This window comes from Elusimicrobiota bacterium (genome assembly GCA_026388075.1).
Classification (GTDB): Bacteria; Elusimicrobiota; Endomicrobiia; order Endomicrobiales; family JAPLKN01; genus JAPLKN01.
This window is the reverse complement of the sequence record JAPLKN010000025.1, coordinates 1-16,493: the sequence shown is the minus strand read 5'-3', so window position 1 is coordinate 16,493 and position 16,493 is coordinate 1. Positions and strand designations below refer to the sequence as shown.

Genomic DNA, 16,493 nt, shown 5'->3' with positions numbered 1-16,493 from the left:
GAGGGAAAGAGCCCAGAACATCAGCTAAGGTCCCTAAATTTACACTAAGTGGTAAACGTTGTGGAGTTACTTTGACAACTAGGAGGTTGGCTTAGAAGCAGCAATCCTTTAAAGAGTGCGTAACAGCTCACTAGTCAAGTGATTCCGCGCCGAAAACTCTCGGGGCTCAAGCATGATACCGAAGTCATGGGTCTACGAAAGATTTATCTTTTGTAGGCGGTAGAGGAGCGTTCCCGTTGCATCGAAGGCATACCGTAAGGAGTGCTGGAGCGTTGTGAAGTGAGGATGTCGGAATAAGTAGCGATAAACAAGGTGAAAATCCTTGTCACCGAAAACCTAAGGTTTCCTTGAGTTAAGTTCGTCTGCTCAGGGTTAGTCGGTCCTAAGCCGAGGCCGAAAGGCGTAGGTAATGGAGATCAGGTTAATATTCCTGAACCACCTTTGGTGCGTATAATGCCGTCAGTGACGCTTTCCAGTAGGTTATCTTACGAATGGTTGTGTAAGTTGTTGTCCCGCGCAAGCGGGATGACAGGATTTCCCCGCAAGGGGAGAGAACTAACTGTATGGGGAGCCAAGAAAAACCTGGCGGCTTGTGCCAAGAGTGCCCGTACCGCAAACCGACACAGGTAGGTAGGGTGAAAAACCTAAGGTGCGCGAGTGAACTCTCGTTTAGGAACTAGGCAAAATAGCCCCGTAACTTCGGAATAAGGGGTGCCCAATACTAGCAATAGTGCTGGGTTGCAGTGAAATGGCTCTCGTGACTGTTTAACAAAAACACAGGACTCTGCTGAAATCTCAAGATGATGTATAGGGTCTGACGCCTGCCCGGTGCTGGAAGGTCAAGGGGAGAGGTTAGTTCCGCCGCAAGGCGGAGCGAAGCTTTGAACTCAAGCCCCAGTAAACGGCGGCCGTAACTATAACGGTCCTAAGGTAGCGAAATTCCTTGTCGGGTAAGTTCCGACCTGCACGAATGGCGTAACAAAGAGAGCGCTGTCTCAACGAGAGACTCGGCGAAATTGTGGTATGTGTGAAGACGCACATTACCCGCGGTTAGACGAAAAGACCCCGTGGAACTTTACTGTATCTTAACCTTGAATTATGGGACTGAATGCGTAGAATAGGTGGTACCCTTTGATGCCTGGCTTCTGGGCTGGGCGGAGGGGAAATGTGAAATACCTCCCTTTTAATTCTGTGGTTCTAACTCCTAGGTTTGAAACGACCGGGAGGACAAGGTTAGGTGGGCAGTTTAACTGGGGCGGTTGCCTCCTAAAGAGTAACGGAGGCGTTCATAAGGTACCCTCAGGGCCAATAGCAATGGCCTATCGAGTGCAAGGGCAGAAGGGTGCTCAACTGCAAGACCTACAAGTCGAGCAGATGCGAAAGCAGGACCTAGTGATCCGGCGGTTTCGAGTGGAATTGCCGTCGCTCAACGGATAAAAGTTACCCCGGGGATAACAGGCTTATTTCCTCCAAGAGTCCATATCGACGAGGAAGTTTGGCACCTCGATGTCGGCTCATCCCATCCTGGGGCTGGAGCAGGTCCCAAGGGTTTGGCTGTTCGCCAATTAAAGGGGTACGTGAGCTGGGTTCAGTACGTCGTGAGACAGTACGGTCTCTATCTACCGTGGGCGCAGGAAATTTGAGGGGACTCGACCCTAGTACGAGAGGACCGGGTTGAACGCACCTCTGGTGTTTCGGTTGTTCCGCCAGGAGCAGTGCCGAGTAGCCATGTGCGGATGAGATAAACGCTGAAAGCATATAAGTGTGAAACTCACCCCGAGATTAGATTTCCCTAAAGGTCACCAGAAGACTACTGGTTTAATAGGCGGGAAGTGGAAGAGCAGTAATGCTCGGAGCTAACCCGTACTAATCGACCGTTTGGCTTGGCCGTATTTTTTAATCCCCGCCCGCTCCTTTGGAGCGAGGCGAGGTCTCCCGCCGCGGCGGGGACCCGACCAATTCATTTAGTGTTATAACCGCTTTTTTTACCCTATAGTTGTCAAAGATGTTCTTTATATAGAAATTTTTCCCGGTGCTTTTTCCGGTCCGCCCGTCGGCGAGGCAGGCAGGGTCACACCCGTTCCTCCTCCCAAGGCGGACGGGCATTCTTTACCCCGTTAGAAATTTCGGGGTAATGAGCTCTTTATAATTAAGTTATCTTTTTTGAAGATATTAAAATGTCTGGTGGTTTTTCCGGTGGGGTCACACCCGTTCCCATTCCGAACACGGAAGTTTCCGCCACTAAGACGTTGGCGGATCCGCCTGTGGCGGAAAGCTAACAATGTATGATTTTAAAATGTTCGGTGCTTTTTCCGGCAGGGCAACACCCGTTCCCATTCCGAACACGGAAGTTAAGCTTGCCAGGGCCGATGGTAGTGATACCGCAGGGTATCGTGAGAGTAGGTCGGTGCCGAACATTTTAAAATCATAATTTAAACCAGGGCCGATGGTAGTGATACCGCAGGGTATCGTGAGAGTAGGTCGCTGCCAGGCGTTTTAATATCTTCAAAAATAAAGCATGAAAATTTTCTAACGGGGCAGGCACGGAAGTTTCCGCCACTAAGACGTTGGCGGATCCGCCAAGAAGTAGTGGCGGAAAGCCCGCCAGGGCCGATGGTAGTGATCCGCCGCGGCGGTTCGTAAGAGTCCTTCGATTTCACTCAGGATGGTGAGCGAAGTCGAACCATAGGTCGGTGCCGGGGTTAATATAGTTTCTTGAGTCTAGAAAATCAAGAAACATATCCAGTGGTTTCAAGTTAGTGAAACCTTGGCAGTTCTTTATATGTTAAAAAGTTGTCTAAGAAAGTAAGACTTCTTCAGTCCTGAAGATCGGGACGAGAGGGGTTAAATGCCATCCCCGCAGTTTTACTACGCAAAACTAGGCGCGGGGACTGACGTCTTACCGAGACAGAGAAACTGGCAGAAAATTGTAAACTTCTCTTTCTCTAGAGAAGTTTTTTTGTTGCCGGAAACAACTGAAGTTTTGAGAGAGCATTTTATGGTAAAAAAAGAAAAGGAAATTTTAGTTCAGGAATTAACTGAAAAAATAAAAAAGAATAACGGTATGGTTCTTACGCAGTATCAGGGGCTTACTGTTGCTGAAATATCAGAACTTCGCTCCCAGCTAAGAAATCTAAAGTGTGAGTATACTGTTGTAAAAAATACTTTAAGCAAAATAGCCACAAAAAATGCCGGTTTGGAAAAGTTTTCTGAATATTTTGACGGGCCGACAGCAATTGCTATTGAAAACGGCGATATAGTGGCTCCGGCAAAGGTCATAGTTAACTTTGCAAAAAGACATAATAAACTGAAAATTAAAGCCGGGGTTTTAGAGAAAAAAATCATATCAGAAAATGAGATAAGAGCCTTAGCGGAACTTCCTTCTAAAGAAGTTTTACTGTCAATCCTTTTGGGAACGATGAAAGCTCCCATAACAAATTTTGTAAATGTATTGCAGGCAAATATAAGAAATCTGGTTTATGTCTTAGAAGCGATAAGAAAACAGAAAGACAGTGCTAAGGGGTAAGGGCTAAGGGGTAAGAAAAGACAAAAAGTCTTCTACTTACCACTTATCACTTATCACTTACCCCTGTCATGTGGAGGAGAAAATGGCAGAGAAAATGAGTAAAGATTCATTAGTGGAAACAGTTTCTTCAATGTCTGTTCTTGAACTTTCTGAACTTGTAAAAACATTGGAAGAAAAATTTGGCGTTTCAGCCCAAGCGCCTATGGCGTTTGCAGCAGCCGGCGCAGCTCAAGCAGGAGCACCCGCGGCAGCGGCAGAAGCGAAGAGCGATTTCACGGTAGTTTTAGCAAGCTGCGGCAGCAACAAAATTGCTGTCATTAAAGTTGTTCGCGAACTTACCGGGCTTGGCTTAAAAGAGGCCAAAGATCTTGTTGACGGTGCTCCCAAACCAGTTAAAGAAAATGTTCCAAGAGATCAGGCTGAAGAAATGAAGAAAAAACTTCTTGAAGCCGGTGCAACAGTTGAGCTGAAGTAAAATCAGTAATTAGTAATGAGTGATGAGTGATTAGTAGAGGCAAAACTGACACGGAGTGTCATCCTGAACTTGTTTCAGGATCTACAAAAGAATATAAAAGACAAGATGCTGAAATAAATTCAGCATGACAATAACCGAAAACTGAAAGCTCAGGATATTGAAAAAATATGGAAAAAATTAATTTTGGCAAAATAGTGTCTCCTATAGAGCCGCCTTTGCTTTTAGAAATGCAAAAGGAATCGTTCGTCGATTTTTTGCAGCAGAATGTTTCCCAAGATAAAAGAAGTCCGCGCGGTCTTCAGGGAGCATTTGAAGACGTTTTTCCCTTAGTAAACTCTGACGGCAGTTTGACTTTAGAGTTTGTTTCCTATTCTTTGGGCGAACCGAAATATACTATTGAGGAATCTATCGCGCGGGATGCAACTTACGCAGCACCGTTGAAAGTACTTCTTCGTCTTGTTCAAAAACAGGAAAACGGAAAAGAAAAAGAGCTGGCTGAACAGGAAGTTTATTTTGGCGATATTCCTTTAATGACTCCGACAGCAACTTTTATCATTAACGGAGCCGAGCGCGTCGTTGTCAGTCAGATTCACCGTTCTCCCGGCATTATTTTTGAAGAAGATGAAGAAAAAAGAGTTACAGCCTTAGGTAAACCGATTTATTTTGCCCGAATTATTCCTTATCGCGGCGCATGGGTAGAATTTGAATTTGATCAAAACGGCCTTCTATACGTCAGAATAGACAGAAAAAGAAAAATATTGGCCACCACTTTCTTGAGAACTCTTGATTATGAGTTTAAGGATGGACGGGACAAAAAAGAAATAACCGATCAGGACATCCTAGAGCTTTTTACATCTCCTGAAGATCTTAATCTTGAAGAAATTACTGCAGAATCGCTGGTAGGCAAATTTTTGTTTTCCGATGTTGTTGATAAGTCTACGGGCGAAATAATTGCAGAAGCAGGAAAAGAAATTAAAGAAGAAGTTTTAAATAAACTTAAAGAGAAAAAAATAAAACACGTTTCAATCCATACTGACCCCACAATTTACCTTACCCTTGAAAAAGATACAATAGAAACCAAAAAAGACGCCATAAATCTAATATATAAAATTTTGAAAACTCAGGAATTTATTGTGCAGGAACGCGCAGCAGGATTTTTAGAAGAGTTGATGTTTAAGTCAACCCGCCGTTATGATTTAAGCTTAGTCGGAAGATATAAAATCCTAAAAAAATTAGGTCCCATCTTTGATAAAATTCTCGGAAACAAAGAAATCAAATTTAACATGCCTTCTGACCACAAAAGAACTTTAACAGCCGAAGACGTTATAGTTGCAATCAAATATTTGTTGATGCTTTATAACGGAATCCCAGAGTTTTCCAGCCGAGAAAGTAAAATTAAAATTGAGCTTGATGATATAGATCATCTCGGAAACAGGCGTGTCCGTTCGGTTGGGGAGCTTCTTGAAAATCAGGTAAGAATCGGACTTGTTCAAATGTCCCGCGTTGTTCGCGAACATATGAATATGCAGGATAAAACAACCATAACACCGAGAGGCCTCATAAATATCACACCTTTTGTTGCTCAAGTCAGAAAATTTTTTGGTACTTCACAGCTTTCTCAGTTTATGGACCAGATCAATCCTCTTTCAGAACTTACCCATAAAAGAAGGCTTTCAGCTCTCGGCCCCGGCGGTTTGAACAGAAAACGTGCCGGATTTGAAGTTCGTGACGTTCACCATACGCATTACGGCCGTGTATGTCCGATTGAAACTCCTGAAGGCCCGAACATAGGCCTTATAACTTCACTTGCTACTTATGCCAGGGTTAATCAGTACGGACTGATAGAATCTCCTTATAGAAAAGTTGAACATAGTAAAGTTACAGATAAAATAGAATATCTAACTGCAGATAGAGAAGATGAAAATATTATTGCCCAGGCAAACGCGCCTATTAATGAAAACGGGAAATTTTCTGGTGAGTTGGTAGCTTCGCGTTACCGCGGAGATTTTCCGGTAGTTTCGCCTGATAAATTGAATTATATGGATATATCGCCGATGCAGGTTGTTTCTGTTTCGGCATCTTTAGTTCCTTTTCTTGAACATGATGACGCTAACAGGGCTTTAATGGGTTCAAATATGCAGCGCCAGGCAGTACCCCTTTTAAACGCTGAGCCTCCTTATGTTGCAACGGGAATTGAAGAAAAAGTTGCAAAAGACTCGGGCGTAATGGTTTTGGCGCAACGCGGCGGAGAAGTAATGAGCGTTTCGTCGGATGAAATCTGCATTTGGAGTGATGAAGGAAAGCCGGGAGTGGACGTTTATTTTCTTAAAAAATATGTTCGTTCCAATCAGGATACCTGCATTAATCAAGTCCCTATGGTTTCTGTCGGCCAAAAAGTTAGGAAACGCGATCCGATAGCTGACGGCCCTTGTACAAAAGACGGACAGCTTTCTCTAGGCCATAATATTTTGATCGCTTTTATGCCTTGGGACGGGTACAATTTTGAAGACGCTATTCTTCTTTCTGAACGGCTTTTGCAAAACGATAAATTCACTTCCATTCATATCAGAGAATTCAAAACCGAATCTAGGGAAACGAAGGGAAGGCCGGAAGAAATCACCAGAGATATACCTAATGTCGGCGCCGACGATCTTTTAAATCTTGACGAAGAAGGGATTGTGCGCATCGGAGCCATGGTTCAAAGAGGCGATATACTGGTTGGAAAAACGACTCCCAAAGGTGAACAGCAGACAACTCCCGAAGAAAGACTTTTAAGAGTATTGTTCGGAAAAAAATCTGAAGACGTCCAGGATGCGTCTTTACGCGTTCCCCCCGGAATAACGGGGAGAATTATCGGCGTTAAAACTTTTGTGAGGCGCGAGAAACTTGCAGAAAAAGAGGTTTTGAAAAGGCAGGAAGAGTCCGAAGCCGCTTATAAAGCTGCAATGGAAAAACTTAAAAGAGACAGAAAAGACCGCCTGGATGAAACAAAGGGAGCGGAAAAGAAAAAAGTTGAAGCCCTCTATGATGAAAAAGAAGAGATGCTCAAAAAGATGCGTTCGCGCGAAAAAGAAAGAATGAAAAAAGGCGACGAACTGGCCGTTTCAGTAAATAAAGTCGTAAAAGTTTATATAGCGTCAAAAATAAAAATACAGGTTGGCGACAAGCTTGCCGGCCGCCACGGAAATAAAGGCGTGGTTTCAAGAATACTTCCTGTTGAAGATATGCCTCGCCTTCCGGACGGCACTCCTGTTGATGCGGTATTTTCACCTTTAGCAATTCCTTCGCGTATGAACGTGGGGCAGCTGCTTGAAACAATGCTTGGATGGGCTGCAAACGTTTTAAATGTTCGAATGATAACTCCTGTTTTTGACGGCGCAAAAGAAGAAGATATTAAAGAATATGTCAAAAAAGCAAAACAGGAACTTATTGAAGAAAAAAGAAAAGAGCTTGTTAAACGCGGTATAAAAGGCAAAGATATGGAAGAGGAACTGAAAAAATATGAAGACAAATATCTGCCTACTAACGACTGCAGAATAACTCTTTATGACGGCCGTACAGGCGAAGCATTTTTGGAGAAAGTTACCATCGGCAATATGTATGTTATGAAACTGAATCATTTGGTTGAAGATAAAATTCATGCTCGTTCTACCGGCCCGTATGCTCTTATAACCCGCCAACCTTTAGGCGGTAAAGCTCAGTTTGGCGGACAAAGATTCGGCGAAATGGAAGTTTGGGCTATTGAGGGATACGGCGCGGCGCATATTTTGCAGGAATTTCTTACCGTAAAATCTGACGACGTAAACGGACGAATAAGGCTCTACGATGCGATAATAAAAGGTGAAGCTATTTCTGAGCCCGGAATTCCGGAATCATTTAAAGTTTTGGTAAGCGAACTCAGGGGTTTAGGATTAAATATTGATTTAATGAATAAAGAAAGAGAAAAAACTAGAAGTATGGAAAAAAAGGCAGCGGCAGCAGCACCTAAGTAAAGAATTTCAAATTTCAAATTTGAAATAAATGCAAAGGCAAAAAGACAAAGCTGTAGGCTGAAAAAAAGAGCAAATAGATAAGGCAAAAACTCATAGTCCAAAGGGAAAAAATGGCTAAATTTAATTATGCATTACCGGGAAGCAAAAAGAAAAATGTGCCGCAGATTAATTATACAGACTTTGATGCGGTAAAAATTACTATTGCAAGCCCTGATCAGATAAGATTATGGTCATACGGCGAAGTTAAGAAACCGGAAACCATAAACTATAGAACTTTTAAGCCTGAACGTGAAGGATTGTTCTGCGATAGGATTTTCGGGCCTACGAAAGATTATGAATGCCATTGCGGAAAATATAAGTATGTTAAGCATAAAGGCGTTGTATGTGACAGGTGCGGAGTAGAAGTTACCGAGTCCAAAGTCCGCCGCGAACGGTTCGGCCATATTGAACTGGCCGTTCCTGTAGCCCATCTTTGGTTTTTAAGGAAGCCTCCTTCAAGAGTCGGCATAGTGCTTAATATGAAAATGGCGGACCTTGAAAAAGTAATTTATTATACGCGATACATTGTAATGGAAGACCTGAAAGATTCGGAAGGTAAAACAATTTTGAAACAAGGCCAGCTTTTAGTTGAAGAGGAATACAAAAAATACCAGTCTGAATATAAAGACAAATTGAAAGTTGATATAGGAGCTGGCGCGATACGCAAATTGCTGGCAAAAATTGATCTTGAAGCAGAAATAAAAAAACTACATAAAGAATTGCGGGATACTGAAGCTAGAAAGACAAAATCAGGTAAAGGTTCGCATGATGTAGAAGTCCGAAAAACAAAGTCAGACGCTGAAAGAGCAAGACTAATAAGAAAACTCCGCGCTACCGAAGGCTTTTTTAATTCTAACACTCGTCCTGAATGCATGATTATGACTGTCCTTCCTGTGATTCCTCCGGATTTAAGGCCTCTAGTAGCTTTAGAAGGCGGCCGTTTCGCAACTTCAGATTTGAATGATCTTTATAGAAGGATTATAAACCGGAACAACAGGCTTCGTCATATTGAACAGCTTAAAGCCCCGGCTTTAATGATCAATAATGAAAAACGTTTATTGCAGGAAGCTGTGGATGCTTTGATTGACAATGAATCCAGGACTCGTCCTGTAACGGGCGCGGGCAACAGGCCGTTGAAATCCTTATCTGATACTTTGAAAGGGAAGCAGGGAAGATTCAGGCAGAACCTCTTAGGCAAACGTGTAGATTATTCCGGGCGAAGCGTAATTGTCGTGGGCCCGAATTTGCAACTTCATCAGTGCGGTCTGCCAAAAGAGATGGCGTTGGAGCTTTTTAAACCGTTTATTATTCGCGAACTTATTAAAGAAGAAAAGGCTACTCCGAAATCTGCAAGAAAACTTCTTGAAAGAGGGGATGCGGTTGTTTGGAATATTCTTGAACGCGTAACAAAAGCTCATCCCGTAATGCTTAACCGCGCGCCTACTCTTCACAGGCTCGGCATACAAGCGTTTGAGCCGGTTTTGGTTGAAGGCAAAGCAATCAAGCTTCATCCTTTAACTTGTACCGCGTTCAACGCTGACTTTGACGGCGACCAAATGGCTGTACATGTTCCTATATCTATGGTAGCCCAGTTGGAAGCCCGAGTTTTAATGATGGCTACAAACAATATTCTTTCTCCGGCGTCCGGCAGGCCCATGGTTTCTCCAAGCCAGGATATGGTTTTGGGCTGTTTTTATATGACTCAGGAAAAAACCGGCGTAAAAGGCGAAGGAAAAATATTTTCTTCGCCGGAAGAAGTTATAAGCGCGTACCAGTGTAAAAAAATAGATTTACATGCACGTATAAAAGTTTTAGGCCTTACACAGATAAAAGAGGAAGGCCTTAAAGACGACGAACATTCAGATTCAAGTAAGTGGAAAAGCTTTACGACTGTCGGAAGAATAATTTTTAACCAAAACCTGCCTAAAGAATTAGGTTTTATAAATAAATCAACAGGCAAAAGGGAATTAGCGGAACTGGTTGAACGATGCTATAAAGAACTGGGAAATTTTGCAACCATAAAACTGCTGGATGAAATCAAAAAAATAGGTTTTAGGTTTGCGACTTTGGCAGGAATATCAATTTCCATTGACGAAATGAAGATTCCTCCTAAAAAAGCCGAGCTGGTTAAGGATGCTCACAGGCAGATTAAGGATATTGAGAAACAGGCAAAGCAGGGGTTGATCACTGAAAGCGAACGATATAACAAAGTTATAGACATATGGACCCATGTTACGGATAAGGTTGCCGATATAATGTTTGATGAAATGAAAAAAGATAAAGATGTCCCTTATACGCCGGGCGTCAACAGGTTTAATTCTATTTTTATGATGGCTGATTCCGGCGCCAGAGGTTCCCGTCAGCAGATTAGACAGCTTGCCGGGATGCGCGGACTTATGGCAAAACCTCAGAAAAAACTTACCGGCGGTGTAGGCGAAATTATAGAATCGCCTGTTATTTCAAATTTTAAAGAAGGATTGACAGTCCTGGAATATTTTATTTCAACCCACGGAGGCAGGAAAGGTCTTGCCGATACAGCTCTAAAAACTGCCGATGCGGGATACCTAACCCGGCGGCTCGTTGATGTCGCGCACGATGTTGTTGTAACTATAGATAACTGCAAAACTATAAACGGAGTCAGAGTCGGCACCCTTCAAAGCGGTGATGAAGTTATTGAAAAACTTGAAGAAAGAATCGTCGGAAGGGTATCTTTAGATAATGTTGTAGGAATTCTTCCTTCCAAAGAAGGAGAACTGCACGAAGAAGTTATTGTTAAGCGCGGCGAAGTAATTACTGCTGAGATGGCGAAAAAGATAGTTCAAGCAGGGATTGAAAGAATTGGTATAAGAAGCACCTTAACCTGCGAGGCTGATCGCGGAGTTTGCGCAAAATGCTACGGCGTTCATCCTGCTACGGCCGGAATGGTTGAGGTCGGAGAAGCGGTCGGAATAATTGCGGCTCAGTCGATCGGCGAACCCGGAACACAGCTTACTTTAAGAACCTTCCATATCGGCGGTACGGCAAGCCGGCTTGTAAAAAGATCAGAAATTCATGCCGAATTTGACGCTCAAGTAAGTTTCCATAATCTGCGTTCAATAAAAAATAAAGAAGGACAAAATATAGTGGTCAGCCGAAATTCCGAGATGATTCTGTCGGACCCTTTGGCTAGAAAAAGAGAGGTTTACCAGATTCCTTACGGGGCGCGAGTTAAGATTACTACAAATAAAAAGGTGTCTAAGGGAGATCTTTTAGCCGAGTGGGATCCTCATTCAAAGCCGATTATTTCCGAGTTTGACGGAAAAGTTGAATTAAAAGATGTCAAGGAAGGCGTTACATTACATAAAGAAAAATCCAAAATTACGGGGCAGATTGAACGCGTAATAATAGATCATCCTACAGAACGTTTACGTCCGCGCGCGATTATAAAGCATGGAGGCAAACAATTAGCCGAATATCCTTTGCCTTTGGATACAAACCTAGTAATTGAGCAAGGGGATTCAATTTCTGCCGGCGATATTTTGGCAAAAATTCCTCAAGAAGTAACTAAAACCAGGGATATTACGGGCGGATTGCCCAGAGTAGCAGAACTTTTTGAAGGCAGACGGCCGAAAAACGGAGCTGTTATTTCGGAAATTGACGGGACGGTGCATTTAGGCGAGCCGACGGCAAAGGGAAGCTCAAAAGTTGTTGTAACTAATGAAGAAACGAATATGTCCCGCGAGTATCTTATTCCTCACGGACGTCATTTAGTTGTGTATGAAGGCGATCGCGTGGAAGTAGGAGAACCGCTAAGTGACGGGGCAATCAACCCTCACGATATGCTTAAAGTCAAAGGCCCTAAAGAAGTGCAGGAACATCTTGTTAACGAAATACAGCAGGTTTATAGGCTTCAGGGTGTTTACATAAACGATAAACATATTGAAATTATTGTTCGCCAAATGCTTTCGAATGTGCGTATAACAAATTCAGGCTCAAGCAAATTTTTGAACGGCGAGATCGTTTCAAAATACCGTTATGAAAAAGAAAAGAGAGTGACGTCGAAAGATAACGGGAAGCCTCCCGTTGCGCAGTCAATTCTTTTGGGCATTACAAAAGCTTCTCTTTCTTCTGATTCATTCATTTCCGCAGCTTCGTTCCAGGAAACCACAAGAGTTCTTACTGAAGCTGCAGTTGCAGGGCAAGTGGATTACTTAAGAGGCTTGAAAGAAAACGTGGCCATCGGGCATCTTATACCTGCTGGGACAGGGCTTAAACCGGCGGAAATAGAATAAAAATACAAGTAGATAGTAGGTAGTCCTCGGACCCATAAGGTCCTATGGACCTGAGGGTAGATAGGGAAAGGCGATAAAAACGGAATACAAAGATAAAAGAAATCTCAAATTTGAAATTTGAGATTCCGAACGAAGTGAGGAAAAGAAATGCCGACAATAAATCAACTGGTTTCTCAGGGAAGACAAAGTTCAAAGAAAAAAAATAAAACCCCGGCTTTAAAAGAATGTCCTCAAAGACGCGGAGTTTGTACAAGGGTTTATACTACAACTCCTAAAAAGCCTAACTCGGCTTTAAGAAAAGTGGCGAGGGTAAAACTTACATCCGGCTATGAAGTTACTTCTTATATTCCCGGCGTAGGGCATAACCTGCAGGAACACTCTCTGGTTATGATTCGCGGAGGACGTGTAAAAGATTTGCCGGGAGTGCGCTACCATATAATAAGAGGCACCTTAGATGCAACAGGAGTTGAGGGAAGGATGCAGGGAAGAAGCAAATACGGAGCAAAAAAAGCTAAACCAGAAGCAGTGAAGAAATAAGACAGTAGCAAGGGCAAAAAAGGCAGTAGTGAAGTAGCAAAGGGTCATGTAGCAAGGAAAGCCAAAGACTTAACTTAACCCTTGGTACTTGCTACTGAAGTTTTGACCCTTGACCCTGAAGTTAAAGAGGTAGAAAATGTCAAGAAAAGAAATTAGGCCGAGAGATAGACGTCCTCTTCCGCCGCCGGATTCAAAATTTAATTCGGTTTTGGTAAGCCGTTTTTTGAATAAATTGGTTGAAAGGGGCAAAAAAACTTGCGCTGAAGGTATATTGTACGGAGCTTTTGAAATTATTAAAGAAAAAACTAAAGAAGATCCTATGACTGTATTCAATAGAGCGATTGAAAATGCAAGGCCGCTGGTGGAAGTTAAGCCCAGAAGGGTCGGCGGAGCCACATATCAGATTCCCGTTGAAGTCGCCCAGCTTCGCTCCCAAACCATTGCGATGAAATGGATAATAGGTTTTGCCAGGGACAAGGCGGGAAAACCAATGGCTGATAAGCTTGCCCAGGAATTAATGGAAGCTTCAAGAAAAGAAGGCGCGGTTATTAAAAAGAGAGAAGACACTCATAAGATGGCAGAAGCGAACAAAGCGTTCGCGCATTACAGATGGTAAAACAAAAAAGTCGCTCTACAGTTCTTTTGCTCTATAGCTCTTTAGTTCAAAAGAACAATAGAACAAAAGAGCAGGAGAGCAAAAGAACGCAGTTATGGGAAACAGGTGGTAAAGATGCAGTTGGCTATTGAGGTAAACCCCGTTAGAGACCTGCCCAGCCGGCGGGCGGGTAACGGGCGCTTCGCGAATAAAGATGGCAGTATTACACCGCCACTTAACAGTATGATTTCAATTCGCCGACAGGAGTCAGCGGCTTTCTCTAACGGGGTAAATAAAAAAGAAAAAATGAAAGAAACAAAAAGATATCCGCTTGAAAAAGTAAGAAATATTGGCATTATTGCTCATATTGACGCGGGAAAAACTACTACGACCGAAAGAATCCTCTATTACACGGGAAGACTTTATAAAATGGGCGAAGTTCACGAAGGTACCGCGACAATGGATTGGATGGAACAGGAACGCGAAAGAGGCATCACAATTACTGCGGCCGCCACATATTGTTCCTGGAGAGATTGCCAGTTCAATATCATTGATACTCCGGGACACGTTGATTTTACGGCCGAAGTTGAAAGGTCATTGCGCGTTCTTGACGGCGCGGTTGTGGTTTTTGATTCGGGAAACGGTGTTGAGCCTCAGTCTGAAACTGTGTGGCGTCAAGCAGTCCGTTACGGAGTTCCCCGCCTTGTATTTTCAAATAAGATGGATAAAGTCGGGGCAGATTTTTATATGGTGGTTGACCAGGTACGCGAAAAACTCGGCACAACTCCTGTACCTATTCAAATTCCTATCGGACAGGAAGAAAAGTTTGAAGGCATTGTTGATCTCCTTGAAATGAAAGCGCATCTATGGCATGGCGAAGAACTCGGCGCTAAATTTGACATAGTGGATATCCCTGAAGAACTGAAAGATCAGGCAAAAAAATACCGTGATCACATGATAGAAAAAGTGTCTGATTTTTCTGATGAGGTAATGCATAATTATCTTGAAGGGAAAGAGTGCACCATTGAACAGCTTAAGAAAGCGATCCGGAAAGGAACGCTTTCCTGCAAGATTGTTCCATGCATATGCGGAAGTTCATTTAAGAATAAGGGTGTTCAGCCTCTTTTGGATGCAGTTTGCGACTATTTGCCTTCTCCTACAGAAGTTCCTGCCATTAAAGGTATTAAGCCTGATACCAGCGAAGAGGAAACAAGGTCTGCGGATTCCAGCGCTCCTTTTTCAGCCTTAGCTTTTAAAATTCAAACCGATCCTTATGTCGGGAAACTCACATATTTCAGGGTATACTCAGGAAAACTTGACAAAGGGACCTATGTCTACAACGCAAATAAAAATGGCAGGGAAAGGCTTTCAAGAATTTTAAGAATGCATGCTAACTCGCGCGAAGAAGTTGAATCGGTTGAAGCCGGCGATATAGCTGCCGCAGTAGGCTTAAGAAATACTTCTACCGGCGATACTTTGTGCTCGGAAGAAAAACCGATAATTTTAGAAGCAATAAATTTTCCTGAACCGGTTATTTCGGTTGCGATTGAACCAAAATCAAAAGCTGACGAAGAAAAATTGGCAATTGCGTTAGGCCGTCTTGCTGAAGAAGATCCGACATTTAAAGTTAGAACTGATGAAGAAACCGCTCAAACCATTATCGCGGGAATGGGCGAGCTCCATCTTGAAATCATTGTTGACAGGATGAAAAGAGAATTTAATGTCCAAGCAAATGTCGGCAGGCCTCAGGTTGCTTATCGCGAAACCATTCAAAAACCGGTTGAATCTGAAGGAAAATATATAAGGCAGACCGGAGGCCGCGGGCAATACGGACATGTGTGGCTTAAAATTGAACCTCTTGAGCCCGGCAAAGGTTTTGAATTTGTCAATGAAATTGTCGGCGGGGCAATACCGAGAGAATATATCAATCCTTGCGAAAAAGGCGTTAAGGAAGCGCTAAATTCCGGAGCGCTTGCAGGATACCCTCTCGTAGATCTTAAGGTTACTTTGTTCGACGGATCGTTTCATGAAGTTGACTCTTCTGAAATGGCTTTTAAAATCGCCGCTTCAATGGCGCTTAAAGACGGCGCAAAACACGCGAGTCCCGTAATTCTTGAACCAATAATGAAAATAGAAGTAATCGTTCCGGAAGATTATATGGGAGACGTTATAGGGGATCTAAATTCGCGCCGTGGAAAAATATTGAATATGGAATCAAAAAATAAACTTCAATATATACATGGCCAGGTTCCTCTTGCAGAGATGTTTGGGTATTCCACGACATTGCGCTCGCTTTCACAGGGGAGAGGAAACTACAATATGGAACCTTCTCATTACGAAACGGTTCCAAAGCAGATTTCGGACAAAATTTTGGAGAAGATAAAAGCCTAGACGACAGGTTGAGAGTAAAACAGGTTTAGGTTAAGCAGAAATTTCGAGTTTAAAATATTGCGGGTTTAAGCTAGAACTGTTAAGGTCAAATGTGTTTTCTTAACCTTAACCTTAACCTTAACCTTAACCTGCAGTTAAAGTGGAGGTACCAAAATGGCAAAGGCAAAATTTGACAGATCAAAGCCCCACGTAAACGTAGGGACAATCGGGCACGTAGACCACGGCAAAACGACGCTGACAGCAGCGATAACGAAGGTGCTAGAAGGCAAAGGGTTAGCGAAGTATATCACCTACGATGAGATAGCCAAAGCATCTGAATCGCAAGGAAGACGAGACGAGACAAAGATCTTATCAATAGCACTAAGCCATGTAGAATATTCTTCAGATAAAAGGCACTACGCCCATATAGACTGCCCGGGCCATGCAGACTACGTAAAGAACATGTTAACCGGCGCAGCGCAGATGGACGGATCGATACTTGTGGTATCAGCGACAGATGGGCCGATGCCGCAGACAAGGGAACACATACTTTTAGCCAGACAGGTGAACGTTCCGTATATAGTTGTATATTTGAACAAGGTAGATCTTGTTACGGATAAAGAACTTATTGATTTAGTAGAAATGGAAGTAAGAGAACTTCTTACAAAATATAATTTCCCCGGGGACA

At 43.1% G+C, this 16,493-nt stretch carries 8 protein-coding genes and 2 rRNA genes; all 10 read left to right on the top strand.

The annotated features are described in order from the left end of the window. Nucleotides 1–1,891 (top strand): 23S ribosomal RNA (locus tag NT145_00900); the annotation flags it as partial. Between the two features lie 408 nt (nucleotides 1,892–2,299). Then, nucleotides 2,300–2,416, top strand: a 5S ribosomal RNA gene (gene rrf / locus NT145_00895). Between the two features lie 432 nt (nucleotides 2,417–2,848). After that, nucleotides 2,849–3,526, top strand: a complete 678-nt coding sequence (gene rplJ / locus NT145_00890) for a 50S ribosomal protein L10 (GenBank protein ID MCX5781253.1) — start codon at nucleotides 2,849–2,851, stop codon at nucleotides 3,524–3,526. A 94-nt stretch (nucleotides 3,527–3,620) separates the two neighbouring features. Then, nucleotides 3,621–4,001, top strand: coding sequence for a 50S ribosomal protein L7/L12 (rplL, locus tag NT145_00885; protein MCX5781252.1), 381 nt, complete (start codon nucleotides 3,621–3,623; stop codon nucleotides 3,999–4,001). 167 nt (nucleotides 4,002–4,168) lie between these two features. Further along, complete coding sequence (gene rpoB / locus NT145_00880; protein ID MCX5781251.1) at nucleotides 4,169–7,993, top strand: DNA-directed RNA polymerase subunit beta; 3,825 nt, start codon at nucleotides 4,169–4,171, stop codon at nucleotides 7,991–7,993. 110 nt (nucleotides 7,994–8,103) lie between these two features. Then, nucleotides 8,104–12,303 (top strand): DNA-directed RNA polymerase subunit beta', encoded by a 4,200-nt coding sequence (rpoC, locus tag NT145_00875; protein MCX5781250.1) that lies wholly within the window; start codon nucleotides 8,104–8,106, stop codon nucleotides 12,301–12,303. Between the two features lie 147 nt (nucleotides 12,304–12,450). Continuing rightward, on the top strand, nucleotides 12,451–12,840 hold the full coding sequence (gene rpsL / locus NT145_00870; protein MCX5781249.1) for a 30S ribosomal protein S12: 390 nt from the start codon (nucleotides 12,451–12,453) through the stop codon (nucleotides 12,838–12,840). A gap of 136 nt (nucleotides 12,841–12,976) precedes the next feature. Next, nucleotides 12,977–13,456 carry a 30S ribosomal protein S7 gene (gene rpsG / locus NT145_00865; protein MCX5781248.1) on the top strand — a complete coding sequence of 160 codons (480 nt, stop codon included), beginning with the start codon at nucleotides 12,977–12,979 and terminating at the stop codon, nucleotides 13,454–13,456. Between the two features lie 285 nt (nucleotides 13,457–13,741). Continuing rightward, the gene (gene fusA / locus NT145_00860) at nucleotides 13,742–15,826 is read left to right on the top strand and encodes an elongation factor G (GenBank protein ID MCX5781247.1); all 2,085 of its coding nucleotides are present in this window, start codon (nucleotides 13,742–13,744) and stop codon (nucleotides 15,824–15,826) included. Nucleotides 15,827–15,979: 153 nt separating this feature from the next. Further along, nucleotides 15,980–16,493 (top strand): GTP-binding protein (locus NT145_00855; protein MCX5781246.1); only part of this gene is annotated, 514 nt, incomplete at its 3' end.